Source organism: Leisingera sp. M527 (assembly GCF_025141525.1).
Classification (GTDB): Bacteria; Pseudomonadota; Alphaproteobacteria; order Rhodobacterales; family Rhodobacteraceae; genus Leisingera.
Genome location: NZ_CP081037.1, coordinates 721071 through 742307, shown reverse-complemented (window position 1 = coordinate 742307; position 21237 = coordinate 721071). Strand labels below are relative to the sequence as shown.

The 21237-nt window shown below is 60.4% G+C and carries 25 protein-coding genes; 6 read left to right on the top strand and 19 right to left on the bottom strand.

The genetic code is table 11. The annotated features are described in order from the left end of the window. Positions 1–42 precede the first annotated feature (42 nt). Positions 43–360: an H-NS histone family protein gene (locus K3555_RS03800; protein ID WP_260007443.1), complete on the top strand. Its 318-nt coding sequence runs from the start codon at positions 43–45 to the stop codon at positions 358–360. A 21-nt stretch (positions 361–381) separates the two neighbouring features. Next, on the top strand, positions 382–1086 hold the full coding sequence (deoD, locus tag K3555_RS03795) for a purine-nucleoside phosphorylase (protein WP_260007442.1): 705 nt from the start codon (positions 382–384) through the stop codon (positions 1084–1086). A gap of 243 nt (positions 1087–1329) precedes the next feature. Here deoD and K3555_RS03790 read toward each other — a convergent pair whose 3' ends face one another. From K3555_RS03790 to K3555_RS03725, 14 genes are all read right to left on the bottom strand, one after another. After that, positions 1330–2184, bottom strand: a complete 855-nt coding sequence (locus tag K3555_RS03790; protein WP_260007441.1) for a DUF1989 domain-containing protein — start codon at positions 2182–2184, stop codon at positions 1330–1332. A gap of 99 nt (positions 2185–2283) precedes the next feature. Beyond that, positions 2284–3453: a type III PLP-dependent enzyme gene (locus tag K3555_RS03785; protein ID WP_409201673.1), complete on the bottom strand. Its 1170-nt coding sequence runs from the start codon at positions 3451–3453 to the stop codon at positions 2284–2286. A 337-nt stretch (positions 3454–3790) separates the two neighbouring features. Then, complete coding sequence (locus K3555_RS03780) at positions 3791–3988, bottom strand: hypothetical protein (RefSeq protein WP_259990223.1); 198 nt, start codon at positions 3986–3988, stop codon at positions 3791–3793. Positions 3989–4035: 47 nt separating this feature from the next. Continuing rightward, positions 4036–4206, bottom strand: coding sequence for a hypothetical protein (locus K3555_RS03775; RefSeq protein ID WP_260007439.1), 171 nt, complete (start codon positions 4204–4206; stop codon positions 4036–4038). 129 nt (positions 4207–4335) lie between these two features. Continuing rightward, a complete protein-coding gene (locus K3555_RS03770; protein ID WP_260007438.1) occupies positions 4336–5046 on the bottom strand; it encodes a ZIP family metal transporter in 711 nt (236 codons plus the stop codon). 45 nt (positions 5047–5091) lie between these two features. Continuing rightward, positions 5092–5361, bottom strand: a complete 270-nt coding sequence (locus K3555_RS03765) for a hypothetical protein (RefSeq protein ID WP_260007437.1) — start codon at positions 5359–5361, stop codon at positions 5092–5094. A 119-nt stretch (positions 5362–5480) separates the two neighbouring features. Beyond that, entirely contained in the window at positions 5481–6260 is a 780-nt protein-coding gene (locus tag K3555_RS03760) for a succinate dehydrogenase iron-sulfur subunit (RefSeq protein ID WP_260007436.1), read from the bottom strand. An 11-nt stretch (positions 6261–6271) separates the two neighbouring features. Further along, positions 6272–8077: a succinate dehydrogenase flavoprotein subunit gene (gene sdhA / locus K3555_RS03755; RefSeq protein WP_260007435.1), complete on the bottom strand. Its 1806-nt coding sequence runs from the start codon at positions 8075–8077 to the stop codon at positions 6272–6274. A gap of 18 nt (positions 8078–8095) precedes the next feature. Continuing rightward, positions 8096–8467: a succinate dehydrogenase, hydrophobic membrane anchor protein gene (gene sdhD / locus K3555_RS03750; protein ID WP_259994659.1), complete on the bottom strand. Its 372-nt coding sequence runs from the start codon at positions 8465–8467 to the stop codon at positions 8096–8098. Positions 8468–8484: 17 nt separating this feature from the next. After that, positions 8485–8868, bottom strand: a complete 384-nt coding sequence (sdhC, locus tag K3555_RS03745; RefSeq protein ID WP_259990210.1) for a succinate dehydrogenase, cytochrome b556 subunit — start codon at positions 8866–8868, stop codon at positions 8485–8487. Positions 8869–9062: 194 nt separating this feature from the next. Next, entirely contained in the window at positions 9063–9764 is a 702-nt protein-coding gene (locus K3555_RS03740) for a DUF1194 domain-containing protein (protein ID WP_260007434.1), read from the bottom strand. 304 nt (positions 9765–10068) lie between these two features. Next, entirely contained in the window at positions 10069–11583 is a 1515-nt protein-coding gene (locus K3555_RS03735; RefSeq protein ID WP_259990206.1) for a tripartite tricarboxylate transporter permease, read from the bottom strand. Between the two features lies 1 nt (position 11584). Then, on the bottom strand, positions 11585–12067 hold the full coding sequence (locus tag K3555_RS03730; protein ID WP_260007433.1) for a tripartite tricarboxylate transporter TctB family protein: 483 nt from the start codon (positions 12065–12067) through the stop codon (positions 11585–11587). Positions 12068–12121: 54 nt separating this feature from the next. Further along, positions 12122–13108 (bottom strand): tripartite tricarboxylate transporter substrate binding protein, encoded by a 987-nt coding sequence (locus K3555_RS03725; protein WP_259994665.1) that lies wholly within the window; start codon positions 13106–13108, stop codon positions 12122–12124. Positions 13109–13214: 106 nt separating this feature from the next. On the opposite strand from K3555_RS03725, the gene K3555_RS03720 reads away from it, so the two are divergent. The 3 genes from K3555_RS03720 to K3555_RS03710 are packed head-to-tail and all read left to right on the top strand — an operon-like array spanning position 13215 to position 16226. Continuing rightward, positions 13215–13880, top strand: coding sequence for a response regulator transcription factor (locus tag K3555_RS03720; RefSeq protein ID WP_260007432.1), 666 nt, complete (start codon positions 13215–13217; stop codon positions 13878–13880). Next, on the top strand, positions 13873–15240 hold the full coding sequence (locus tag K3555_RS03715; protein WP_260007431.1) for a sensor histidine kinase: 1368 nt from the start codon (positions 13873–13875) through the stop codon (positions 15238–15240). The genes K3555_RS03720 and K3555_RS03715 overlap by 8 nt, the downstream gene beginning before the upstream one ends. Continuing rightward, on the top strand, positions 15219–16226 hold the full coding sequence (locus K3555_RS03710; protein WP_260007430.1) for an ABC transporter substrate-binding protein: 1008 nt from the start codon (positions 15219–15221) through the stop codon (positions 16224–16226). Before K3555_RS03715 ends, K3555_RS03710 begins: the two co-directional genes overlap by 22 nt. A 761-nt stretch (positions 16227–16987) precedes the next feature. On the opposite strand, the gene K3555_RS03705 is transcribed toward K3555_RS03710, so the two are convergent. From K3555_RS03705 to K3555_RS03690, 4 genes are read right to left on the bottom strand one after another with little or no spacing between them, the layout of a single operon-like run. Beyond that, on the bottom strand, positions 16988–18034 hold the full coding sequence (locus tag K3555_RS03705) for a MaoC family dehydratase (protein WP_259990195.1): 1047 nt from the start codon (positions 18032–18034) through the stop codon (positions 16988–16990). After that, a complete protein-coding gene (locus K3555_RS03700) occupies positions 18034–18237 on the bottom strand; it encodes a DUF1737 domain-containing protein (RefSeq protein ID WP_129369882.1) in 204 nt (67 codons plus the stop codon). The genes K3555_RS03705 and K3555_RS03700 overlap by 1 nt, the downstream gene beginning before the upstream one ends. A gap of 22 nt (positions 18238–18259) precedes the next feature. Then, positions 18260–18808, bottom strand: a complete 549-nt coding sequence (locus K3555_RS03695; protein ID WP_259990192.1) for an NnrU family protein — start codon at positions 18806–18808, stop codon at positions 18260–18262. A gap of 34 nt (positions 18809–18842) precedes the next feature. Then, positions 18843–19697 carry a CoA ester lyase gene (locus tag K3555_RS03690; RefSeq protein WP_260007429.1) on the bottom strand — a complete coding sequence of 285 codons (855 nt, stop codon included), beginning with the start codon at positions 19695–19697 and terminating at the stop codon, positions 18843–18845. A gap of 350 nt (positions 19698–20047) precedes the next feature. Here K3555_RS03690 and K3555_RS03685 point away from each other — a divergent pair, with 350 nt between their 5' ends. Further along, positions 20048–20362 (top strand): hypothetical protein, encoded by a 315-nt coding sequence (locus tag K3555_RS03685; protein WP_259994671.1) that lies wholly within the window; start codon positions 20048–20050, stop codon positions 20360–20362. A gap of 77 nt (positions 20363–20439) precedes the next feature. Here the strand turns inward: K3555_RS03685 and K3555_RS03680 are convergent, their stop codons facing one another. Further along, positions 20440–21195 (bottom strand): sulfite exporter TauE/SafE family protein, encoded by a 756-nt coding sequence (locus K3555_RS03680; RefSeq protein WP_260007428.1) that lies wholly within the window; start codon positions 21193–21195, stop codon positions 20440–20442. Positions 21196–21237 lie beyond the last annotated feature (42 nt).

Here is a 21237-nt window from a genome sequence, read left to right as displayed (position 1 = left end):
CATACCGGGGCTTCCGGTATGTCATTTAATGTGGAGTGCAGAATGACCTTCGATCTTTCGGCAATGACCAGAAAAGAACTTCTTCAGCTGCAAAGCGATGTGGAAGAAGCGCTGCGCACAGCAGAACTGCGCGAACGCCAGGAAGCTTTGAAAGCGGCTGAAGAAGCGGCTGCGAAATACGGCTTCTCCTTGGAAGAAATCGCCGGTGCCTCGCGTCAAGGCGTAAAGAAAAACAAAGCGGCCCCAAAATACCGCAACCCCAGCAACCATGACGAAACCTGGACCGGCCGCGGCCGCAAACCGCATTGGGTGCATGCTGCGCTGACCGCAGGCATGGATATTTCCGACCTGGAAATCTGAACCTGACGGCGGAGCAAAACCATGACCATTCATATTGGTGCCGCAAAAGACGATATTGCGGAAACTGTTTTGATGCCCGGCGACCCCTATCGGGCGAAATGGGCTGCAGAGACATTTTTGAAAGACGCCAAGCTGGTCAACGAGGTGCGCGGGATGCTGGGATTCACCGGCAGCTGGAGCGGGCATCCGGTGACCATTCAAGGCAGCGGCATGGGGATGCCCTCGCTGTCGATCTATGCCAATGAGCTGATCCGCGATTTCGGTGCCAAGACGCTGATCCGCATCGGCTCCTGCGGCGGGATGCAGGACAGGGTCAAGGTCCGCGACGTGATTCTGGCGATGACTGCCAGCACTCTGAACAGCCCCTCCAGCGGTATCTTCCGGGAGCTGAACTTTGCCCCATGCGCTGATTGGCGCCTGCTGCAGGCGGCGGCGCAAGCTGCGGCGAAACGTGATGCCGCAACACATATCGGCGGCATCTACTCGTCAGATGTGTTTTATGACGAACGCCCCGACCTGAATGAGCAGATGGTGCGTCATGGCATTCTCGGCGTGGAGATGGAAGCCGCAGAGCTTTACACGCTTGCGGCCCGGCATGGCTGCCGGGCTCTGGCAGTGCTGACGGTGTCTGACCATCTGGGCACCGGCGAAGCCTTGCCGTCCGATCAGCGGGAACGCAGCTTTGGCGACATGGTGGAAATAGCGTTGGAAGCCGCATTTTCCTGATATCGCGTTAATTCATTAAAAGGTAAGGGCAGCGGTTTTCCACTGCCCTTTTTATTGCCAGCCTGAACTTTTGACCAATGCGGCCAAGAGGCACCTTGAATGCATTCTCTGCCTGCATTGCCTCATGGTGCCCTTAAGGCTGAACGCATGTGACGCCGCTGCATTCCAGAAAATCTCTATCCCTCCAGAATTCACGCCAATATTGGCGCTTCCGGTGAAACTGCAGCTTTCCTTTTCTGACCGCTACCGGCCATGGCTGCGGTCATAGCCATTGCGGGGCGGGCTTTGCCAGCCCTTCAGCGCGCCTGCCGCGGGTGCAAAGATCTCGATCAGCAGCGGATGGCAGGCGGCGGTATCGCTGGAATGCTCAGCCGAGCAATCGCCGCCGGGACAGGCGCTGAGGGCGCCGAGAAGATCAATTTCGGCAAAGAATTCCAGATAGTCACCGGGCCGCACCGGGCTGGCCTTCATGAAATACTGGCCGGTATCCCGGGTAAAGCCGGTGCACATGAAAACGTTAAGCACGTCATGCACATGCGGTTCCGCCTCCGCCAGGGAAAGGCCGAGGTGTTCCGCCAATGCGCGTGTCAGATTGGAATGGCAGCAGTGGTGGTACTGGCTGCCGGCCAAAAGGTTGCCGGTGTAAGGATCGCAGCGGGTGCCGATCACATCATGCACCGAACCGCCGAAATCGTCGATCCCGTACCAGCCCAAGGTATCTGCGGTAATCGTGGCCATGGGGCGCAGATGCGGGAAACTGGTCCACATCCGTTCGCCGGTGGTGATATGGGTGCCATGCAAGGCGCGGGTCTTGCCAGAATAGAACCGCTCGCTCAGGTCGTTCCTGCTCCACAGGTTAAGGTCGCCGACCTGCGGCCCCTGCACTGAGCTGATCCGGAAGAAATGCCCGGCCGGCACCTCAAAACAGGCGGCTTCGCGGGGCTGTGCCAGCACCTCGCCGGTCTTCACTGCACCCAGCCGGGCCTGCTGATACAGCGCCAGATCGGGCGCCGGCAGGGTCTCGTTAGGATAGCAGACCACTGGCTGGACAGCGCGGCGGGCCTCCGCATCGGCGGGGGCTGCGGGAATGTCGGTCATAGGGCAAACTTTCCTGTCTGTTTGCCCCATCAAGACCGCATCGCCGCAGGTTTGCAAGCCCCGCAGCCTCGGCTGGGCTGCACCATCGGATCACAACGATCAGATCACTACCACGTCCAGCGGCGGGAAGCCGTTGAAGCCGACCGACGCATAGGTCGAGGTATAAGCCCCGCAAGAATGGATCACCACGCGGTCGCCGCCCCTCAACCCCAGCGGCAGCTGGTAGGGCTTGCGCTCGTACAGCACATCCGCGCTGTCGCAGGAAGGTCCGGCCAGAATGCAGGGGCCGGTGGTCTCGTGGTCGCGGTCCGTGGTGATCCGGTAGCGGATTGCCTCACCCATGGTTTCGGCAAGGCCCGAGAACATGCCGATATCGAGGTAGGCCCAACGGTGCAGATCATCGTCATGCTTACGCGAGACCAGCAGCACCTCGGCGGCAATGGCGCCCGCCTCGGCCACCAGGCCGCGGCCCGGTTCAGCCATGATCTCCGGCACATCGCCGAAATGCGCGCCGACCAGTTCCATCACTGCGCGGGCGTAATCTTCGGCCGGCATCATGTCCGAGCCATAAGAGGCCGGAAAACCGCCGCCGATGTTCAGCAGGTTCAGCTTATGGCCTGCCTCATGCGCCTGGCGCCAGACCCGCGCCACCTGCTCCAACGTGCCCTGCCACATCTGCGGCTCGCGGGTTTGCGAGCCGACATGGAAAGACAGGCCTTCGACCAGCAAGCCGCGGGCGGCAGCATAATCCATCAGCTTCAGCGCCTTGTCCGGCGTGCAGCCGAATTTGCGGCTGAGCGGCCAATCGGCCTCGCTGGCCTCAACGATCAGCCGCAGGCAAATCCTGGCGCCCGGCGCATGGGCGGCCAGCTTGTCCAGTTCCTCACGCGCATCAGCGGCGAAATGGGTGATGCCGATACTGTGGGCAAAGGCAATGTCGGCAGGGCGTTTAATGGTATTGCCAAAGGTGATCCGGCTGGCTGCAGCGCCTGCCGCAAGGCACATTTCGATCTCCGCCCGGCTGGCCGCGTCGAAATTGGATCCCTCCTGCACCAGCCGCTCAAGAATGCCCGCTGCCGGGTTGGCCTTGACCGCATAGTGAATGCGGGCCCGGCCCAGCCCGCGGGCCAGCGCCTGGTATTTGGCGGCAACCGCTTCGGCGTCCACCACCAATGTCGGCCGCTCAAACCGGTTTGCGGCGATGAAGCTCAGAGTGCGGGATACAGTTTCGCAATTACGGGCGGTCAGCCCGGCTACGTTTGCGTTCATGGTCATCTCCAAAAGACCCGGCCATATATGACCGCTCAGTTCTGTCAGAGACGTTACCGTCGCTACGTAACCGTAGGGGCGTAACCCCTTTCGCCAGAGGCGCGTGCGTTGGCGTCTTGGGCGTCCATATCGGGCATGTGCCTGAGTCGTTCAAGTGTTTTCTTTGCCATCCCTGCAGCAGACCGGCAGACCGGTGCGCTCCCGCCTGCTTCAGGGGCATTGCAAAGCCCCGCCGCAGTTGGGCCCGGCACCGCGCCTTGGCGCGGTGCCGGGCCCAAGGCCGCACGGAAGGCGCTCCGGCGCAGCCGGTGCGCCTGCGGGCGCGGGAGAGCTTCCCTTAAGGCTTGCGCTGCGGATTGCCGCAGATCCGCGGGGCTTCCCCGCCCGGCGCAACCGCGCCGCAATAGCTGCAGCGCCACTGACTTTTGGCACGCTGCTGGCGCCAGCGGCAATCGCGGGTCAGGCCGGAAGCGCTGCGGCGCCACAGGAAATAGCCGAACACACCGGCGAGGAGAAGCAGCAGCAATAGGGGCATGGCCCTTACCTATGCGGCGGCAGCAGCAAGCTCAACCACTATGGCACTCAGGCCGCCTGATAGTATTCGATCACCCATTCGCCGGGGTCAGCCTGCTCAACCGCCGGCAGCGGTTCCGGGGTGTAATAGGCGAAGGCTTGCTCCAGCGCGTCCAGCGCCTCCAGCGCGTTCAGCGCGTCTTGTGCAGCCTGCTTCTTTTGCGGATTCACGGGGTCCATCGGGTTGCCTCCATAGTCTGGCACGGTCCTCCCTTACGCAGGAGGATAGGCGCAGGCCAAACCCGCTGCAGCAGATGATTGTGCAAAGGCGTCATGCAAGCACCGCATTGCAAACCCGGCAGGCAAGTCTCAGCCGGTCAGAAGCTCCCCGGCCAGCCCCAGCGCAAAACCGGCAACCGCACCCAGTGCCGGCACGCTGCTGCGGCTGGAATGGGCCTTGGGCGCAATATCCTGGAACAGCAGATAGAGAATGCCGCCAGCCGCAAAGATCATGATCGCCCCCAGCGCAGCACGGGCGTCCGCCAGCCATAAAAGCCCAACCAGCGCACAGGCAGGCCCGAGCGCGGCCAGCCCAAGAAAGGCCAGCAACACATGCCAGGCCGGGCTGCTGCCATTCCAGACTTCGCGGAAGGCGGCAAAGCCTTCGGGCAGGTTCTGCAGGAAGATCATCAGCGCCAGCAGCTTGGCGGTGGCCGCATCCGCCACCAGCATAGCCCCCAGCGCCATCGCTTCCGGCATGTAGTCCAGCAGCATCGCCAGCAGCAAGGCGCCGCTGCCGCCGTGGCGTTGCAACAGCGTATCGACCGCATAAAACACCGCTCCGCCAGCGGCAAACAGGCCAACCGCCCAAACGGGCGGCAGCACCTCGGCCGCTTCCGGCACCAGCACCAGCGCCACCGCCGAGGCCAGCGCCCCGCCGCCAAAGGCCCCGATGGTGTGCAACACCTCGTCCCGGAGCATCGGGTTGCGGATATGCTCGCACCAGGCAAGGAAGCCGCCCAACGGCATGGCGAGACCGGCAAGCCCGGCTAAAAGGATGGCAAAAACATGTGGTTGCATGCCAGCAGCCTAGGGGCTGCTCAACCGAACCTCAACCCGCATGCGTCAGGCGTTAATGCAGGAGGTTGCCTGCGCCGCCTGCCCGTCCGTCACATTTTGCCCAGACTGCACGGTCCGCAAGACAATTGCCCCGGCCCCATGGCCCAGGAACTCGGTCCGCACCCGGTACTGGCCGGTGATGCCTGCCGCGTCGATACAACCGGGGATGCGGGCGTCAGTGGCAGCAAGCTGCGCGCCCAAGCGGTCATTGTCTGCCGCCGACAAACAGCCTGAAAGAATGCTCAAGGCCGCCATGGCCGGAAAGATGGATTTCATTTCTGTGCCTGCCGTCTGCCTGGGGAAAAACAATACCCCCGGTTTCGCAGGAAACCGGGGGTGGTGCAATTTTCATCGCTGCTGGGCAGCGGATCCTTGCGGATCAGTCTTATTGCATATCAAACGCTGCGTTCGACCATCATCTGCTTGATATGTGAAATCGCCTTGGCCGGGTTCAGACCCTTGGGGCAGGTCTTGGCACAGTTCATGATGGTATGGCAGCGGTAGAGCTTGAACGGGTCTTCCAGCTGATCCAGACGCTCGGGCGTCGCCTCATCCCGGCTGTCGATGATCCAGCGGTAGGCATGCAGCAGGGCTGCGGGTCCAAGGTAACGGTCGCCGTTCCACCAGTAGCTTGGGCAGGACGTTGAGCAGCTGGCGCACATTACGCATTCATAAAGCCCATCCAGCTTCTTGCGGTCCTCAATCGACTGCTTCCACTCTTTGGCGGGGCGGTTGGTCTTGGTTTCCAGCCAAGGCATGATTGAAGCATGCTGGGCATAGAAATGCGTCAAGTCCGGGATCAGGTCCTTGACCACCGGCATATGCGGCAGCGGATAGATCGCCACATCGCCCTTGATCTCATCCATACCATAAATGCAGGCCAGCGTGTTGATGCCGTCGATGTTCATCGCGCACGACCCGCAAATCCCCTCGCGGCAGGAGCGCCGGAAAGTCAGCGTCGGGTCGATCTCGTTCTTGATCTTGATCAGCGCGTCCAGCACCATCGGGCCGCAGCTGTCCATGTCCAGGAAATAGGTATCGACACGCGGGTTCTGGCCGTCATCCGGGTTCCAGCGGTAGATCTTGAACTTGCGCACATTGCTGGCGCCGTCCGGCTTGGGCCAGGTTTTACCAGTGGTGATCCTGGAGTTCTTCGGGAGGCTGAATTGTACCATGGTCTGTCTCCTTAGAACGTCCGCGCCTTGGGCGCGATTTTGGCAAGGCTGATGCCGCCTTCTTCTTCGGTGGACAGCGGGTCGGTGATCACCGGACGGTAGCTGAGTTCTACCTTGTTGCCCGCCACGCGGGAGACGGTGTGGACACGCCAGTTTTCATCGTCGCGGGTCGAGAAATCCTCATGCGCATGCGCGCCGCGGCTTTCCTTGCGGGCTTCGGCGCCGACGATGGTGGCCAATGCACTGGGCATCAGGTTTGTCAGCTCCAGCGTTTCCATCAGGTCGGAGTTCCAGACCAGCGAGCGGTCGGTCACCTGCAGGTCGTCCAGCTTGGCGGCGATCGCGGTCATCTTCTCGACGCCTTCGGCCATGGTTTCCGCAGTGCGGAACACAGCGGCGTCGGCCTGCATGCATTTCTGCATCTCCAGCCGCAGATCCGCGGTCGGGATGCCGCCCTTGGCATTGCGCAGAGCATCGAAACGGTCGAATGCCTTATCAACGGAAGCCGTGTTCAGCACCGGATTTGCCGCCTCAGGGTCCACAACCTTGCCCGCACGGATGGCGGACGCGCGGCCAAAGACCACTAGGTCAATGAGCGAGTTGGAGCCAAGCCGGTTGGCGCCATGCACCGAGGCGCAGCCCGCCTCGCCCACGGCCATCAGGCCTGGCACCACACCGGTCGGGTCGTCAGCCGTCGGGTTCAGCACCTCACCCCAATAGTTGGTCGGGATGCCGCCCATGTTGTAATGCACGGTGGGCAGAACCGGGATCGGCTCCTTGGTGACATCCACACCGGCAAAGATCTTGGCGCTTTCAGAAATGCCCGGCAGCCGCTCCGCCAGCGCTTCGGCCGGAAGGTGGGAGAGGTTCAGGTGGATATGGTCGCCCTCGGCGCCCACACCGCGGCCTTCACGGATTTCCATGGTCATCGAGCGGCTGACATAGTCGCGCGGCGCCAGATCCTTGTACTGGGGCGCATAGCGCTCCATGAACCGTTCGCCTTCGGAGTTGGTCAGATAGCCGCCCTCGCCCCGCGCGCCCTCGGTGATCAGGCAGCCGGAGCCGTAGATGCCGGTCGGGTGGAATTGCACGAATTCCATGTCCTGCAGCGCCAGACCAGCACGCGCCACCATACCGCCGCCGTCGCCGGTGCAGGTATGCGCCGAAGTGGCAGAGAAATAGGCGCGGCCATAACCACCGGTCGCCAGCACCACCATCTTGGCGTTGAAGATATGCATGGTGCCATCATCAAGCTTCCAGCACACCACGCCCTGGCACTGCCCGTCGTCGGACATGATCAGGTCGATGGCGAAATACTCGATATAGAATTCGGCGTTGTTCTTGAGCGACTGGCCGTACAGCGTGTGCAGGATCGCGTGGCCGGTCCGGTCAGCGGCGGCACAGGTGCGCTGCACGGCGGGGCCTTCGCCGAATTCAGTGGTGTGGCCGCCGAACGGGCGCTGATAGATCTTGCCTTCTTCAGTACGCGAGAACGGCACGCCATAATGTTCCAGCTCGTAAACAGCCTTGGGGGCTTCGCGCGCCAGGTATTCCATCGCATCGGTATCGCCCAGCCAGTCGGAGCCCTTGACGGTGTCATACATATGCCACTGCCAGCTGTCGGGGCCCATGTTGCCCAGGCTGGCGGCAATACCGCCCTGCGCCGCCACGGTGTGGGAGCGGGTCGGGAACACCTTGGTCACGCATGCAGTGCGCAGCCCCTGTTCCGCCATGCCCAGCGTCGCGCGGAGGCCGGCCCCGCCGGCGCCAACCACGACCACGTCATATTCATGTGTTTCGTATTCGTAAGCAGCCATTGATGGAAACCTCGGAGATTACAGGGCCAGGCGGATCAGCGCATAGGCGCTGGTCGCGGCGACGGCATAAGACAGGCAGTTGACCAGAATGATCGTCAGGCGGCCTTTGACACCGTGAACATAGTCTTCGATCATGATCTGGGCGCCGGACTTGAAGTGCATCATGCCGACCCAGATGGTCAGCGCCGCCACAAGCGCCGGGAACGGGCGCGAATAATAGGCGGTGATCTCCTCGTAAGATCCGCCCAGCGCGGAGCCGAAGGTGAAGACAAACAGCGGCACCAGGATCAAGAGAGCAACAGAGCTCACCTGCATCGCCCAATGATGGCTGGTTCCGGATTTTGCAGCGCCCATGCCAACGGCGCGCTTGCGGTCAGTCAGAAATCGCATCGCGTGTGTCCTTCAGCTTAGACGATAATAATGGTCAGAACGGTCAGGATCACTGATCCTGTGATCACAAACCAGCCCAGCTTCTCGGCCTGGTCCAGGTCCAGCATATAGCCGTTGTCCCAGATCAGGTGCCGGATACCCGCCAGTGTGTGATACCAAAGGCCCAGCGCCGACAAGGTCATCACCAGATCGCCGAACCAGCTGGTCAGCACGCCATTGGCAATGGTGAAGTATTCAGGCGAGGTTGCGGCGGCCAGGAACCACCAGGCAATCAGCAGCGCCGAGACGATCAGCGCATTGCCGGTGATCCGGGTCAGGATCGACGTCAGGGAGGTCAGCTGCGGCCGGTAGACCTGCAAATGCGGCGAAAGCGGGCGGTTGCCCCGATTGACATCGGCCATGTTGGCTCCTTTTCAGGTTGGCTGACGACGTTTTAGCCGATTTTTACGGCGTGTCACCCGAAGGAAGTGTTAAAAAACACGGGAAATTGCTCTGTTGGCGCTAAAAGGCCACGTCTTGTGATCACAGCAAATAATTAGTGATCACAAATTTACAAATTGGAAAATTTTTGCAGAATCACAAGACAATCTGCAAATCACTGCAAAGCCAGCGCCCTCCTGTCTGCCTCGGGCGGCAGCGCAGCTGTCTGCTTTGCAACCTCCCGCACCAGCTTCTTGCGGATCCGCGCAGGGTAGTCGTCAAAGCTGGAGGCGGTGACCACAAAAGCCCCGTCGCCGCGGATCACATTTTCAAAAAAATAGGCTGTCAGATCCGGTTCGCTCTGCTCGATGGCGATGGCGTTCACTGTCACCCCAAGGGCAGACAGCGCCCCATGCGCCTCGCGCGGCTCAACACCTTCGTTGGAAAACCCGTCGCCGGAAATGTCGATCACCCTGCGCCTGCAATCCGGCACTGCGGAAAACTGATCCAGCGCCAGAAACAGCGCCTCCCCCACTGCAGTGGAGTAATTGCGCCAGGGCCGCGGCGCCTGTTCGATCTGCCGGGCCAATGCCTCGACATCGGCAAAACTGCGCACCGGAACCCAAGGCAACGTCACCTCCTGCCGTGACTCGCCGGACCATTGCACCAACAGCACCTGCGCACGCGCCTTGACCAGCGCCTCTGACACCACCCCGTCGCGCAGCCCCGCCGCCAGCCCGTCCATCTGAATGCGGTATTCCTCGGCATCCACCGACCCGGAGACATCCACCGCCAGCACCAATGCCAGATCGCAGGCCGCTGCCCGCAACGGCCAGAGGGAGAGCGTCGAGATAACCAGAAGCTGCAAAACCCGCATGCAGCCAGCTTAAGCGGCAATCGCGCCAAGGGTCATCACATTTCTGCCAGCCTCCTATGTTCATCCGGCTGAGAACATCTGCCGCGTTGCTTTGATTTACACCTGTTCGCGCTGTAAGCATGGGTAAAGAGCGTGTTGACGCCACATACCGGAACGCTCTTTGCCCATGCGATTTCAGTAGAGCAGCCGCTCGTCTTCTGCGCAGAGAAAACCGGCAAGAGCTCAAGCTACGTTTTCTGCGGCATACTCGAACTGGTACAAGGCGCTGAACGGCGGACGCAGACCATGTTCCAAATTTCGCCGCCTAATCACCATCAGCTGTGCCTGAGGCACGCAGTGCGGCCCGCCTTGCCCGATAACCGGGAAGAACGACAAGCAGTCCCGCGACCACGAGAAGGCCGACTGTTATCGGGCGTTCCCAAATGAACGAAACACCATCGTAGAGCTGCATCGAACGGGCGAAATTATCTTCGAGCATGCCGCCAAGAATGAACCCGATAAGCAGGGGGGCAAGTGGATAGTCGGCAAACCTCAGTGCCGTGGCGCAGATGCCGAACCCCACCAGGATCAGCAATTCGGTCGCGTTGTTTTGACCAATATACGCCCCCATCAGCGTGAAAAAGAGAATGAAGGGGATCAGGTAGTTGCGCGGAACCAAAAGCACCTTGGCGATGTAGGGGATCAACGGCAGGTTCAGTACGAGCAACACCAGATTGCCAATAAACATCGACATAATGACTGCCCAGAACACCTGCGGTTCGTCAATCATCAAACGCGGGCCGGGTGTTACGTTCAGTGCGATGAGCGCGCCGAGCAGAATCGCGGTCGTGCCCGAACCGGGAATACCCAGGGTCAGCAAGGGCACAAATGAACCGGTGCAGGCGGCGTTATTGGCTGTTTCCGGGGCGGCAAGACCTTTGATCGAGCCTTTGCCAAATTCAGCCTGCTCGTCCTTGGTTGCGATGTTACGTTCGACCGCATACCCTAGAAAGCTGGCAATCGTGGCGCCTGCGCCTGGCAGAACTCCGATGAAGAAACCTTGTAGCGACTGCCTGCCAATCACTGGTGCGATGGCCTTGGCCTCGGCACGGTTGATCCGCAAATCCTTGATCTCGTCACCGCTGCCGTCATGTGTCTCCTTTGGCTTCAACACCAGAAAGAGCGCTTCGGGCAGGGCGAACATCGCCATGGCAAGAGTGATGAAACCGAAGCCGGATTGCAGATCCATGATCCCCATCGTGAAGCGCGGCAGGTTGAACAATGCGCCCTCCCCAACTGTCGCCATGATCAGGCCAAGCACAGTCATCAGCAGAGCCTTGGCAACCTGCCCGGTGCCAGCGAAGGCCGCAATCGCCGACAGGCCGACGACCATCAGTGCAAAATACTCAGCCGAGTGAAAGAGAAGCGCGACCGAGGACAGGGCGGGGGCAAAAACCATCAACAGCAGCGCCCCCACGGTGCCGCCGCAAAAGCTGGCAATGGCGGCAATGGTCAGGGCCTTGCCGGCCTTGCCCTGCTTGGCCATCGGATATCCGTCAAAACTCGAAGCTACCGTTCCTGCGACGCCTGGAGCGTTCAGCAGGATCGACGAGGTTGAGCCGCCAAAAATGGCCCCGTAGTAGACACCGGCCAGCAAAATCAGTGCCGCCGATGGATCGCCCATTGAAATCGCCACCGGAATCATGATGGCGATGATCGACATTGGCCCAAGACCGGGAAGCATGCCGATAAAAGTACCGATCAGGCAACCGCCGATCACCATCAGAAGATTTTGGATTGAGAACGCCGTTTGCAGACCGATGAGAAGTCCTTCAAGCATATCAGCCTCCGAAAAAGCCCGGCAGCGGGCGCATGTAAATGCCAAGGACCTGTTGCACCAGGTACCAGACAACCAATGTGGCGATCAGCGCAACGATGATCATGATATGCCACTTGCGCTCTCCCAGAACGAACGAGCCGAGGATCAGAAAGGCAGCGGTTGAAACGATGAAGCCCAGCGGGCGCAAGCACAGCGCATAGGCAACCATCAGCGCCAGCAGCAGGATGGCCTGCCCTAGCTTGTATTCGCCCAGCCGCCGGTAATCGATTTCACCAATCGTCACGTCGCCCTTTTCGAGCCCCAGAAGAACAATCAGCGAGGCGAGCACGCCCAGGATTGAAAGCACTTTGGGAAAGGTGCTTGGCCAGATCGGGTTGCGCTGCATGAACGGTGCAAGCCCCGTATCCATCGTGAACCAGGCGGTAAAGCCATAAGTCAGGCAAATACCTAGCAATATCAGTGCAATCCAACGATCAAGTGCCATTTTTCCCTCCCGTTGCAACGAGCAGAGCGATCACCCGCTCTGCCAGTCCGGGCTTCACAGGAAGCCCAGCTTTTTCATCAAATCGCCGATGACTTGTTCCTGCTCTTCCAGGAAGGTTTTGAACGCATCGCCCGAGTTGTGGATGTTGACCCAGCCGTTGCGGCCTCGGACATCCTCCCACTCCGGCGTGTCATACATCTTTGAAAGTGCAGCCTGGTACATGGCGACTTTGTCCGCCGGCAGCCCCGGCGCGCCGAAGAAACCGCGCCAATTCACAAATGTCGTACCGATGCCCTGTTCTTTCATCGTCATCGCATCCGGTGCTGCCGCAACGCGCTCCTCGGATGTCACCCCAATGATTTTGATCTCGCCCGCAGCCGCCAGGTCCACGGCTTCCGAAAAACCGGTCGACAGGGCTGCAATTTCACCCGACAAAAGCGCGGCCATGGCTTTGCCGCCCGCATCGTACGGAATGTATTTGACGTCCAGCGGATCCTTGCCCGCTGCTTCCATCACCATCGCGGCGACCAGATGGTCCATGCCGCCGGGAACCGAACCACCGCCAATCGCAGTTGCGCGCGGATCGGCGTCGAAGGCGGCCAAAAGGTCTTCCATCGAGTCGATAGGGCTGTCCTTGCCAACAACCAGCGCGGCATAATCACCGATTGTACCGGCAACCAAGGTCAGATCGCGGAAGTTATGCGGAAACACACCTGTCAGTGACCGGATCACGATCGGTGTCGAGTTGACCATTAAGGTGCCGTGGTTGCTTTCAGAGTTTTCGATGAGATAGCCGATGGCCTTGCCACCGCCTCCCCCGGACATGTTTTCGTAGGATGCGTTGCCGACAAGCCCAGCCTTGGTCAGGGCCTCGCCAGTGCCACGGGCTGTGCCGTCCCACCCGCCGCCGGCACCGCCTGGAATCAGAAAGTGAATACTGTCGAGGACTGGTTCTTCGGCGGCAAATGCGGGCGCTCCAAGACCAAGCGCCGCAACAGCGGCCGCCATAAGGACGCGACGGCCGATTTTGAATGTCGTCATTTTTTCCTCCCATTTGACAACTGTCCGCAAGACGGCTCAGTTGAGACATTCAAACACGCCAACCTGACACAGACCTGTCACGCCGCAAAAAGCGGGGTAAATCCTGATGAAGTTTCTCTTGATCGAAGATAATGCCGACCTGGCAAATGCGATTTGTTCACGGTTGAAATTTGATGGTCATGTGGTTGATAATGCGTGTAAAATCCGGGATGCCATCACTTATTCCGAAGTTGGCGATTATGATCTGATTCTGCTGGATATCATGCTGCCGGATGGGGATGGCCGGACGTTTCTCAAGCAGCACCGGGCCCGGGAGAAGGACACGCCTGTTATCGTTCTGACCGCGCGTTCCCAGGTTTCCGACAGAATCAGCCTGTTGGATCTCGGAGCGGATGATTATCTCACCAAACCGTTTGATCACGCCGAGCTTCAGGCGCGTTGCCGCGCCGTCCTGCGCCGCAAGACCGGTACTGCGCAAACCGTATTGCGCATCGGCGGCGTGACCTTTGATCCGGTGGCAGGCCGCCTCGCGGTTGGCGGCGAGACCGTCAACCTGCGAAATCGTGAACTGCGGCTGCTTGAGCTTCTGATCAATGCTCCTGGCCGGATTTTCCCGAAACAGAAGCTGGCCGACAGCCTCTTTTCCTACGATGAGGATGTGTCGGAAAACGCGATTGAAGTGTATATAGGCAGGCTTCGCAAGCATCTTGAAAACTCCAGCCTCAAGATCACCACCCATCGCGGTCTTGGATACCGGTTGGACCATGAGTGATGCGTTTCGTGTTTCAGGATCGCTGCGGAACCGCTTGGCGATCACCCTGATCGGCGGCGCAGCTCTGCTAGCCATTCTCTTATACTTTGTGGCGCGGAGCTATGCGGCGCAAATTGCACAGCGAGGCCAGGACAACATCATAAACGCCTCGGTGACATCAATACTGGACGCGGCCATCCTGCGTGACGGTGCCGTTGAAATCGACTTTCCCTATGCGTCTTTCGCCATGCTGGCGACGGCATCCGATGACCGGATTTTTTATGCGATCTATCAGGATGACACCGTGTTATCGGGATATGAAGACCTGCCGCGCTTGCAAATGCCGCCCGGAAAGAAGGCCGGCTTTCAGACAGTTGCTTTCCGCGGGGCCGAAATGCGCCTGGCTACGGCATCGCGTGTCTTGATCGGGGCAGATGCCAAAACCCGGATTACGGTCTCAATTGCGCAGACCCAGGATGCTCTGGCCGGAACGCTGAACCTGATTTCCCGCAACGTCGCCATTTTTGGCTTGGGGTTCTTTCTGCTGGCCACACTGCTGTCGTTCTGGGCAACCTCCACAACCATTGGACAGCTCAGGCGGCTTGCCCTGTCAGTGACCCGCCGCGGGCCGCAGGACCTGCGGCCGGTCTCGCAACCGGTGCCGTCGGAAATGGCCCCGCTGGTGTCATCTCTGAACAGGTTTATGACACGCCTCGATTACTCCCTGCAGCAATCCGAAGATTTCATCGCCGAAGCCGCCCATCGGGTGCGCACGCCACTGGCCACGGTCCGGTCCCATGCCGAGGCAACTTTGCAGCGCGTCAGCAAGGAGGAAAACCGCCAGGCATTAAGGGCCATGGTGCGCGCAATCGACGAAAGTTCGCGCGCTGCCGGGCAGCTTCTGGATCATGCGATGATTACTTTTCGCGCCGATCATCTGGAACGCCAGAACCTTGATCTGGTTGATCTGACGAAAGAACTTGTGCAGCGCCTGTCACCGGTGGCTGAGATGAAGGATGTAGAGCTGCGGTTGGATACCGAAGCTACGGTGCCGATTTCAGGCGACCCGATCCTGCTTCAGAACGCCCTCCGCAACATCATCGACAATGCGCTCAAATATGCGCCAAGCGAAACTGCCATCCATATCCGCATCAGGTCGAGGCCCCGGGCGCAGGTTGAAGTCCGCGACCAGGGGCAAGGTTTCCCTGCGGACGAGATCGGCACCCTGGCGTCACGTTTTACCCGGGGTGCAAACGCCAAAAACATCATCGGTTCCGGGCTTGGCTTGACGATCGCACGGGATGTTGCGGTTGCGCATGGCGGGACATTGGAACTTTCAAATGAACCGGAAGGCGGCGCATGCGTTATCTTTTCGCTGTGATCATCTGTCTTTGGCCGTTGCTGGCGGCCGCGCAAGACTGGGAAGACCGGCAAGTCTTTGAAGGGCAATCCGCGACCCGGACCCTGCGGGTGCTCTCAAGCACCGACACCTCGTTCATCGCCCCGATCATTACCAGTTTTCTAGCGGTGAACCCGAATTTCTCGGTGGAATATCTGGTCACCGGAACCATTGAAGTAGACAGGTTGATCCGGCAGGCGCCGCAGGCGTTCGATCTGGCGATCTCCAGCGCGATGGATCTCCAGCTCAAACTTGCCAATGATGGCTACGCCCGTGCCGTTCCGGCGCTGGAGGTCCCTGATTGGGCGCAATGGCGGCACAGTCTTTTTGCCTTCACCACCGAACCTGCTGCCATTGTGATAAACCGCGCGGCTTTTTCCGGACATGAAATTCCAAAAACCAGGCAGGCATTGATCCAGGCCATGCGCGATCGACCGGATTTCTTCCGCAACCGGATCGGCACCTATGATGTTCGTAAGTCCGGCGTCGGATATCTGTTTGCCACCCAGGATGCTCGCGCCTCCGAGACCTACTGGAGGTTGACGGAGGTAATGGGAAGTTTGGGCGTGCGTCTCTATTGCTGTTCGGGCGAGATGATTGATGACCTCGCCAACGGTACCATAGCAGTTGCCTATAATGTGCTTGGCAGCTATGCCGCGGCGCGCCCCAATCCGGATGATGGTCTGCAGATCATCCTGCCGTCCGATTTTCCGACAACAATAATGCGGACCGTCTTCGTTTCAAAAGACGCACCAAACCCCCAAATTGCAGCCGCCTTCATCCGCCATCTGATTTTCCTGCAATCCAGCAAAGCTGGTGAAAAACACATCAAGCTGCCGCCTCTTGTCTCAGCGCAAGACAGTGTTCGCCAGTCGGCTATTGCTCTGGAACCCGCGCTGCTTACCTATTTGGACAAACTGAAGCGGCGGACATTTCTCGAAGAGTGGGAAAGCGCCGTTTTCCAGTAGTCTTGCCAGCAGTCTTGCCGGCGACTTGGACGCTTTGGTGCCGCCTGCGCGCATCTCCCTAGCTCATTCGGCTATTTGGGCAGTATTGGGCAGAACCATATTGGTAGTGCGATAGATCAATGTCATAGCGCTGGCTCCCCATGGCGCTTCGCTCAGATAGCTGCCATTGGCCCGTCCGCAGCGAATGGTGGCTCTGTCCGGCACCTTTAGGGTTCAAACACCGCGCAGCAAAAGGACGGGATGGCTTCGGAATCTCATTACGGGGTTCAATGGCGGCATCGGTGACGTGGGCTGCAACGCAGCAGAAAGCCTGCTGGACGGTCGCGTTCGCCTTGGGTCTCTCCACAAGGCTCACTGGAGAACCGTATTGCCCGCCCGCGCCCTCTCGGCAGATTTGCCATGCAAATCGCCTGCCGGGTAACACATGGCCTGCGCCGATAGCGGCCGGATCGTTCAATCCGCGCTGCCGTCACGCCCCATCGGACGCGGCGTCACGGTCCTGGCAATTTGGCACATGCCCTGGTCAGCAAGTTGGAAGGGGACCGCCGCCCATGTGGGCCGGCGGATGGCGGGATATTTTCCGACCGCAATGCCACCAGATTCAGGTTTTTCCAGGGGTTGTCCGCCCGCCGCCAGTCCCCCGGGTGGCCACCCGGAAAACCGGCCGCCCTCAATCTGGCACAGGCCGCATCAACGGCAATGACAAACACATAATCCTGAGGATGAGCGCCCAAGGCACGAGGGGGCAAAGCCCCCTTGCGTCACTTCGGCATCAAGGCCCAGTAATCGAGATCCAGCAGCACGTCCGGCAGGTATTTGCCATCCTCGCCCTTCAGCTCAAACGGCGCGCCGCCCTTGGTCGCCACCAGCCGCAGCCGGATTGCACCAACGCCAGGCGCGCTTGTGTCCGCCTTGTCCAGCACCTCGGACCAAGCCCGCACGGTCAGACCCGACAGGCACGGATTGGCATGCGCGCCGCCGTTCAGACCCGCAATCATCTGCGCATTGGCAAGCCCGTTGAACGACAGCGCGCGCGCCATTGAAATCACATGACCGCCATAGATCAGCCGGGTGCCATCGGGACGGGCAGTATTGTCAAAATGCACCTTGGCGGTGTTCTGCCACAGGCGGGTCGCCATCATATGTTCGGCTTCCTCGATGGTGACGCCATCCACATGGTCAATGGTCTCGCCCACCGCATAGTCGCCCCAGCGGTGCGGCTCGCCCGCCAGGGTGAAATCGTAGTTGCTGAAGTCCAGCCCGGCCGGGATCACCAGCTGGTCCGCCGGGATCACCTTGTTCAATTCCGGGATCACCGTCTCCGGCGCCGGCGCATCCGGATCGCCCTTGCGAACCATTACCCACCGCACATACTCCATCACGCAGTCATCGCGCTGGTTCAACCCGCGGGTGCGCACATAGACCACACCGGATTTGCCATTGGAGTTCTGCTTGAGGCCGATCACTTCGGATTCCGAGCGCAAGGTGTCGCCAGGATAGACCGGCAGCAGCCAGCGCCCCTCGGCATAACCAAGGTTCGCCAGCGCATTCAGCGAAATGTCCGGCACCGTCTTGCCGAACACCACATGGAAGGCCGCCAGATCATCCAGCGGCGCCGACGGCAGACCAGAGGCCCGGGCAAATTCATCCGAAGAATACAGCGCATGGCGCGCCGGATAAAGCGCGTGATACAGCGCCCGCTCGCCGCCCGACACCGTGCGCGGCACCGCATGGCGGATCACCTCGCCAACGGTATAGTCTTCGAAAAAGCGTCCCGGATTGGTTTTGGCCGGACTGGTCTTGGCCATCAGTGTTCTCCCAGTTTGGTCTCAGGGGTGTAGGTCCCGTCCGCCTCTTTCACCACCGCCTGGCCGCAGCGCATGATCCCCTTCACGGGATCAAAAGCCTGGGTCGGGCTGCCGTGCAGCTCCCAGCCCTTGTTCAGCGCTTGCGTGACCTTGTGGCAAAAGGCAGAAGTGTCGTCCTCGGACAAAAAACGGTAAAGTTTCATAGCATCCTACCCAGCAAAGCCCCTATCCCGGAAAGGGCGAAGGCCCGACCATTGCGTGGACGTAGCCGATCACCCCCATCAGAACAATCGAAGCGGCAAAGAACATCCCGTCCTTGGCGATGGAGCCCTTGGGGCCCGGCTGCCAGTCCGGTTCGGAACGGTTGATCACGATCACCTCAGCCACTGCCCAGGCCAGCAGACCGCCGAACAGGATGATCGACGCCAGGTCGCCATTGACCAGCAGATGCGCTGCAGCCCAAAGCTTGAAGCCCGCCAGCATCGGGTGGCGCATGCCGTTCAGCAGCGCGCCTTTCTTTGGCGCCGGACTCATCATCCAGATGGCGATCAAGACCAGCAGGTTGTTGATATGCACCATGAAGGACGGCGGCGCCCAGACGGGGATGAACTCCATGCTGCGGTAGCCCAGCACCATCAGCACCACGCCGGCAACCAGCACCAGCGCAACCACACCGCGGCCGCCGTTGCCCATGGACGCGCGCGCCTCCGGTGCCAGCCGTTTGAACAGGTGGCCGCCCCACCACAACAGGATGCCAAGGATCAGTAACGCCATATCAGTCTCCAAATGCTGTCAGCCGGGACAACAGCTAGGCCGAAAGCGCGGCGATTGCATCCGCTTTTGCCAGGATTTCACGCGCCGTAACCACATGCAGGTTCTCGACTATCCTGCCATCGACCACGGCAACACCCTGGCCTGCGGCTTGCGCCTCATCAAATGCGGCGATCTGGCGGCGGGCGGTCTCGGCCTCGCGCTCGGTCGGGGCAAAGGCAGCATTGGCAACCTCCACCTGCGCCGGATGGATCAGGGTCTTGCCGTCAAATCCCATGTCGCGGCCCTGGGCACATTCCGCCGACAGTCCCTCAACATCCTTAAAAGCGTTATAAACACCATCGACGATCACCAGCCCCTCGGCCTTGGCGGCCAGCAGGCACAGCCCCAGCCCCGCCATCATCGGCATCCGGTCGGGGCGGAAACGGGTCTGCAATTCCTTGGCCAGATCATTGGTGCCCATCACCATGCCCTGCAGCTTGGGGTGCGCCGCGATGGCGGCGGCATTCAGCATGCCGCGCGGGGTTTCCATCATCGCCCACAGCGGAATGTCCCCGGTGATCTCCGCCAGCGCATCCAGATCCGCAGGCGTATTTACCTTGGGCAGCAGAATCGCGTCGCAATCCATCTGTGCCGCCGCTTTCGCATCCTCACGCCCCCACGGCGTATCCAGCCCGTTGATCCGCACGATCTTCATCCGGGCGCCAAAGCCGCCCGTCTCCAGCGCCTGGGTCAAGGTCGCGCGGGCATTGGGTTTTTCATCCACCGACACCGCGTCTTCCAGATCAAAGATCACCGCATCCACCGGCAGGGTTCTGGCCTTCTCCAGTGCACGCGGCTTGGAGCCGGGAATGTACAAAACCGAACGGTACGGGCGCGTGCGCGGGTCCATCAAGGCTCTCCAAAAGTTATTTTGTTGCGTAAAGCGGTACAGATTCGATTGTATACTTTCAAGTACAATTCCGCCGCAGCGCAGCGTAACCTTCCCCGCGCATGCAGCAAGATGCTGATATATTTGGTGATTTTTAAGCGCCCGCAGGGTTAACCACTTATCAGCACCTGATTGCCAAACTGATAGATACCAAGGCACAGGACCCCTGCCGCCGCCCCAGGCCGCACCTGATGCCCGCAGGCATGAGGCCTGCATTTCGAATTGCGTTACACACCGGCCCGCACAGGGATACCGGGGGCTGCCGTCAGGCACCCGGCTCTGTCCGGCCGTTCCGGAAAGGGTAAAACGAGATGAAAATATCAATCTTCGCACTGCCGGCAGCCTTTGCCGCACTGACCCTGGCAGCGGTACCTGCCACCGCGCAAAGCCGCAACTGCGCCCCGCGCGATACGGTGATCAAACGGCTGGCCGAAAAATACGGCGAAAGCCGTCAAAGCATCGGCGTGGGCCAGAAGGGCATGGTGATGGAAACCTTTGCCTCCGGCAAGACCGGCAGCTGGACCATCACAGTCACGACCCCCAACGGCATGACCTGCCTGGTGGCATCAGGCCAGTCTTACGAAGTGCTCGCAGAAGCACTGCCGGACACCGACAGCGACGCCTGAGCAGGTATTGAGGCAGGTTTCCAGGCTGCGGTTACAATGGCCGCAAAAGACGCGGCGGGCTGCTCCTGACACAGGTATCAGGTCAGCCCGTCCCAAATCAGCTTGGCTCCGGTGACGGTCAGCAGCACATAGGTCAGCGCAAAGAACCCGCGCTCCGGGATACTGTGATGCAGCCTCACCCCCAGCCACGCCCCCAGCAGCGCAAAGGGCGCCAGGATCAGATCCAGCAGCAGCGTTTCACGTGTAAACAGCCCCAGCCCGGCATAGGGCACCGCCTTAGCAAGATTGATAACCCAGAAGATCAGCACGGTGCTGGCCTGATACTCGGTCTTCCGCAACTTCAGGCTGAGGAGGTAAACCGCAGCCGGAGGCCCGCCCGCATGGCTGACAAAACTGGTGAAGCCCACAGCCAGCCCGGCCAGCGCCCCTGCCCCGGAAGAAAGCGGCGCTCCGGCAAACACGTTTACTCCAAAACGGCCGCGCAGCTGCCACAGTACAAATCCGACTGAAACGGCACCGATCAGCACCCGCATCGCTTCGTCATTCACTGCCGCATACAGCCAGGCCCCCAGCGCCACTCCGGGCAAACCCCCGGCAATCAGCAGCAGCGAGGCGCGCAGGTTCCAGCGCCCCCAATAGGGCTTCAGCGCTGCCAGATCGATCAGCATCAACAACGGCAGCATCAGCGCCAAGGCCGCGCCCGGCTCAATCACCAGCGCCAGAATCGCCGCGGATGCAAAGGCCGCGCCGGAACCGAAACCGCCCTTGGACACGCCCGCAAAAACGACCGCGGGGATGGCAAAAACGAAAAACATAGCGTCAAATGCCGCCATTGCCCGCCTCCGAAAGCCCTGAATTACACGCCCTTTAGCGAT

Excerpts from the sequence above, each read along its gene's own strand:
- K3555_RS03735 (WP_259990206.1), bottom strand. The coding sequence starts at position 11,583 with ATGCTTGAAGGACTTCTCATCGGTCTGCAAACGGCGTTCTCAATCCAA.
- K3555_RS03740 (WP_260007434.1), bottom strand. The coding sequence starts at position 9,764 with ATGCGGGTTTTGCAGCTTCTGGTTATCTCGACGCTCTCCCTCTGGCCG.
- K3555_RS03775 (WP_260007439.1), bottom strand. The coding sequence starts at position 4,206 with ATGGACCCCGTGAATCCGCAAAAGAAGCAGGCTGCACAAGACGCGCTG.
- K3555_RS03680 (WP_260007428.1), bottom strand. The coding sequence starts at position 21,195 with ATGGCGGCATTTGACGCTATGTTTTTCGTTTTTGCCATCCCCGCGGTC.
- sdhD (WP_259994659.1), bottom strand. The coding sequence starts at position 8,467 with ATGCGATTTCTGACTGACCGCAAGCGCGCCGTTGGCATGGGCGCTGCA.
- K3555_RS03725 (WP_259994665.1), bottom strand. The coding sequence starts at position 13,108 with ATGACGACATTCAAAATCGGCCGTCGCGTCCTTATGGCGGCCGCTGTT.
- K3555_RS03695 (WP_259990192.1), bottom strand. The coding sequence starts at position 18,808 with ATGGCGTTACTGATCCTTGGCATCCTGTTGTGGTGGGGCGGCCACCTG.
- deoD (WP_260007442.1), top strand. The coding sequence starts at position 382 with ATGACCATTCATATTGGTGCCGCAAAAGACGATATTGCGGAAACTGTT.
- K3555_RS03730 (WP_260007433.1), bottom strand. The coding sequence starts at position 12,067 with ATGGCACTTGATCGTTGGATTGCACTGATATTGCTAGGTATTTGCCTG.
- K3555_RS03780 (WP_259990223.1), bottom strand. The coding sequence starts at position 3,988 with ATGCCCCTATTGCTGCTGCTTCTCCTCGCCGGTGTGTTCGGCTATTTC.
- K3555_RS03700 (WP_129369882.1), bottom strand. The coding sequence starts at position 18,237 with ATGAAACTTTACCGTTTTTTGTCCGAGGACGACACTTCTGCCTTTTGC.
- K3555_RS03685 (WP_259994671.1), top strand. The coding sequence starts at position 20,048 with ATGAAAATATCAATCTTCGCACTGCCGGCAGCCTTTGCCGCACTGACC.
- K3555_RS03785 (WP_409201673.1), bottom strand. The coding sequence starts at position 3,453 with ATGAACGCAAACGTAGCCGGGCTGACCGCCCGTAATTGCGAAACTGTA.
- K3555_RS03790 (WP_260007441.1), bottom strand. The coding sequence starts at position 2,184 with ATGACCGACATTCCCGCAGCCCCCGCCGATGCGGAGGCCCGCCGCGCT.
- K3555_RS03710 (WP_260007430.1), top strand. The coding sequence starts at position 15,219 with ATGCGTTATCTTTTCGCTGTGATCATCTGTCTTTGGCCGTTGCTGGCG.
- K3555_RS03690 (WP_260007429.1), bottom strand. The coding sequence starts at position 19,697 with ATGGACCCGCGCACGCGCCCGTACCGTTCGGTTTTGTACATTCCCGGC.
- K3555_RS03800 (WP_260007443.1), top strand. The coding sequence starts at position 43 with ATGACCTTCGATCTTTCGGCAATGACCAGAAAAGAACTTCTTCAGCTG.
- K3555_RS03770 (WP_260007438.1), bottom strand. The coding sequence starts at position 5,046 with ATGCAACCACATGTTTTTGCCATCCTTTTAGCCGGGCTTGCCGGTCTC.
- K3555_RS03705 (WP_259990195.1), bottom strand. The coding sequence starts at position 18,034 with ATGGCCAAGACCAGTCCGGCCAAAACCAATCCGGGACGCTTTTTCGAA.
- K3555_RS03720 (WP_260007432.1), top strand. The coding sequence starts at position 13,215 with ATGAAGTTTCTCTTGATCGAAGATAATGCCGACCTGGCAAATGCGATT.
- sdhC (WP_259990210.1), bottom strand. The coding sequence starts at position 8,868 with ATGGCCGATGTCAATCGGGGCAACCGCCCGCTTTCGCCGCATTTGCAG.
- K3555_RS03765 (WP_260007437.1), bottom strand. The coding sequence starts at position 5,361 with ATGAAATCCATCTTTCCGGCCATGGCGGCCTTGAGCATTCTTTCAGGC.
- sdhA (WP_260007435.1), bottom strand. The coding sequence starts at position 8,077 with ATGGCTGCTTACGAATACGAAACACATGAATATGACGTGGTCGTGGTT.
- K3555_RS03715 (WP_260007431.1), top strand. The coding sequence starts at position 13,873 with ATGAGTGATGCGTTTCGTGTTTCAGGATCGCTGCGGAACCGCTTGGCG.
- K3555_RS03760 (WP_260007436.1), bottom strand. The coding sequence starts at position 6,260 with ATGGTACAATTCAGCCTCCCGAAGAACTCCAGGATCACCACTGGTAAA.